The organism is Streptomyces sp. SID5910 (assembly GCF_009862125.1).
In the GTDB taxonomy this organism is placed as follows: Bacteria; Actinomycetota; Actinomycetes; order Streptomycetales; family Streptomycetaceae; genus Streptomyces.
Genome location: NZ_WWHX01000687.1, coordinates 1 through 3,031, shown reverse-complemented (window position 1 = coordinate 3,031; position 3,031 = coordinate 1). Strand labels below are relative to the sequence as shown.

Below are 3,031 nucleotides of genomic sequence, written 5' to 3'. Positions count from 1 at the left end.
GCGGCGGTCGACTGGGCCGGTGTGTTCGCGGGTTGGGGTGCCCGCCGCGTCGATCTGCCCACCTACGCGTTTCAGCGTCAGCGTTTCTGGCTGGAGTCGGAGGTGGTGTCGGTCGGTGTGGGTGATGTGGGTTCGGTGGGTCTGGTGGCTGCTGGTCATCCGTTGTTGGGTGCGGCGGTGTCGTTGCCGGCGTCGGGTGGGGTGCTGCTGACGGGTCGGTTGTCGTTGGTGTCGCATGGTTGGCTGGCTGATCATGCGGTGGCCGGGGTGGCGTTGTTGCCGGGTACGGCGTTCGTGGAGCTGGCGTTGCGTGCCGGGGACGCGGTGGGTTGTGGCCGGGTGGAGGAGTTGACGTTGGAGGCGCCGTTGGTGCTTCCGCAGGACGGTGCCGTCTCCGTCCAGGTGACACTGGAGGGACCGGGAGACGGCGGGCGACGCGAACTCGGCGTCTACTCGCGCCCCGACGGCCTCCCCGACGCGCCGTGGACGCGGCACGCATCGGGCGTCCTCGGCTTCGGGGGCGTGGCCGCCGACGCGGAGCTGCGCGTGTGGCCGCCGACCGGTGCCGAGCCGGTCGATCTCACCGGGCTCTACGAGCGGCTGGCCGATACGGGACTGGCGTACGGGCCGACGTTCCGTGGGCTGGAAGCGGCCTGGCGGCGCGGCGACGAGGTGTTCGCCGAGGTGGCACTGCCGGAGGCGGCAGCCGCGGAAGCGGAACGGTACGGGCTGCACCCCGCCCTGCTGGACTCGGCGCTGCACGCATGGCTGGCGGACCCGGAGCGGGACTCCGCAGCCGTCCGGCTGCCGTTCGTGTGGCGTGGCGTGTCGCTGTACGCGACGGGCGCCACGGAGCTGCGGGTACGGCTCGCGCCGGCCGGAGCCGACGGGATGGCGGTGCTGGTCGCCGACACGGCGGGGGCGGTGGTCGCTTCCGCCGACGCCCTGGTGACGCGCGAGCTCACCGGCGAGCAGATGGTGGCGGCTGCGCCGGATGGGACGAGCGACGCCCTGTACCGCGTGGACTGGAACGAGTCGTCCGGTGTGGCCGGCCCCGACGCGGTGGCCGCGGACAGCGGTCGGTGCGCCGTCGTCGGGCCGGACACCCACGACCTGCTCGGAGCGCTGAGGACGGCCGGCCGGGAAGCCGGGGAGTACACCGACCTGGCCGCGCTGGCCGAACAGTGGGACTCCGCTTCGGCCGCCTCCGGCCTGGTCTTCGCGAGCCTCGTGTCGGACGCCGCCGACGGTGTCGTGACCGCCACTCGCGAGGTCACGCACCGGGCACTGGACCTGGTGCGGACGTGGCTGACGCTGGACGGGCTCGACGGGGCGCGGCTCGTGCTGGTGACCCGTGGAGCACTGGCCGTGGACGCGGGCGAGGAGCCGTCCGATCTGGCGGCCGCCGCCGTCTGGGGGCTGGTGCGGTCCGCACAGGCCGAGCACCCGGACCGGTTCGTGCTGGTTGACGTGGACGACGCCGAGCAGAGCCTCGCCGCCCTGCACGAGGCCGTACTGACCGGAGAACCCCAACTGGCCGTGCGTGAGGGCCGGGTACGGGTGCCGCGGCTGGCCGGCGGGGCCGCCGACGGGGTGCTGGCCCCGGAGGACGGCGTACGGGCCTGGCGCCTGACGGCCTCCGAGGACGGCACGCTGGAGGGCCTGCGGCTGCGGCCGGCGCCGGACGCGACCCGGGAACTCGGCGAGCACGAGGTACGTATCGCTGTCCGGGCCGCCGGACTGAACTTCCGCGACGTCCTCCTCGCCCTGGGCATGTATCCCGACCCGGCCCTCATGGGCGGCGAGGGAGCGGGCGTTGTCGTGGCCACCGGGCCCGGAGTCTCGTCCTTCGCCGTGGGCGACCGGGTGCTGGGCATCTGGTCCGGCGGGTTCGGCCCGCTGGTCGTGGCGGACCAGCGGATGCTGGCACGGGTGCCGGACGGCTGGTCGTTCGCCGAGGCCGCGTCCGTCCCCGTCGTCTACGCGACCGCGCTGTACGCGCTGCGGGACCTGGCCGGCGTACGCTCCGGCGAGTCGCTGCTGGTGCACTCCGCGGCCGGCGGCGTCGGCATGGCGGCGGTGCAGCTCGCCCGGGCCTGGGACGTCGAGGTGTTCGCCACCGCGGGCCCGGCCAAGTGGGAGCACGTGCGGGCGCTCGGCGTGGACGACGCCCACCTGGCGTCCTCGCGCTCGCTGGAGTTCGCGCGGCACTTCGCCGGCGTCTCGGGAACGGGCGGCGGGGTGGACGTCGTCCTCAACTCCCTGGCCGGGGAGTTCGTCGACGCCTCGCTCGGGCTGCTGCGCGACGGCGGCCGTTTCATCGAGATGGGCAAGACGGACGTACGGGACGCCACCGCCGTCGCGGCCGACCGACCGGGCATCACCTACCGGGCCTTCGACCTGGGTGAGGCCGGCCCCGACCGGATCGGGACGATGCTGGCGGAGGTCATGGACCTCTTCGCGCAGGGCCGGCTGCGGCTGCCGCCCACCCGCGTGTGGGACGTCCGCCGGGCACCGGAGGCATTCCGGTTCATGAGCCAGGCACGGCACGTCGGCAAGCTCGTGCTCAGCGTGCCCGCCGCCGCACCGGACCCCGACGGCACGGTGCTGATCACCGGCGCCGCCGGCACCCTCGGCCGCCTCGTCGCCCGGCACCTGGTGGAACGGCACGGCATACGCAGCCTGCTCCTGGTCAGCCGACGCGGCCCCGACGCCGAGGGCATGCCGGAACTCCGGCAGGAACTGGACGCGCTGGGCGCCTCGGTACGGGTCGCCGCCTGTGACGTCGCCGACCGCGACGCGCTGTCGGCACTCCTCGCCGACCTGCCGGACGGGCACGGCCTGACCGGCGTGGTGCACGCCGCGGGCATCCTGGACGACGGGACCGTGGCCTCCCTGACCCCGGAGCGCGTCGACGCCCTGCTGCGCGTCAAGGCGGAGGCCGCCTGGCACCTGCACGAGCTGACGCGCCGCTTCGACCTCACCCTCTTCGCCCTGTTCTCCTCCACCGCGGGCGTCTTCGGCTCCGCGG

1 protein-coding gene is annotated in these 3,031 nt (G+C 74.5%); it reads left to right on the top strand.

Annotation, left to right across the window (positions count from 1 at the left end):
- Window positions 1–3,031: SDR family NAD(P)-dependent oxidoreductase (locus GTW67_RS23845; protein WP_161166845.1), on the top strand; the 3,031-nt coding region annotated here is incomplete at both ends.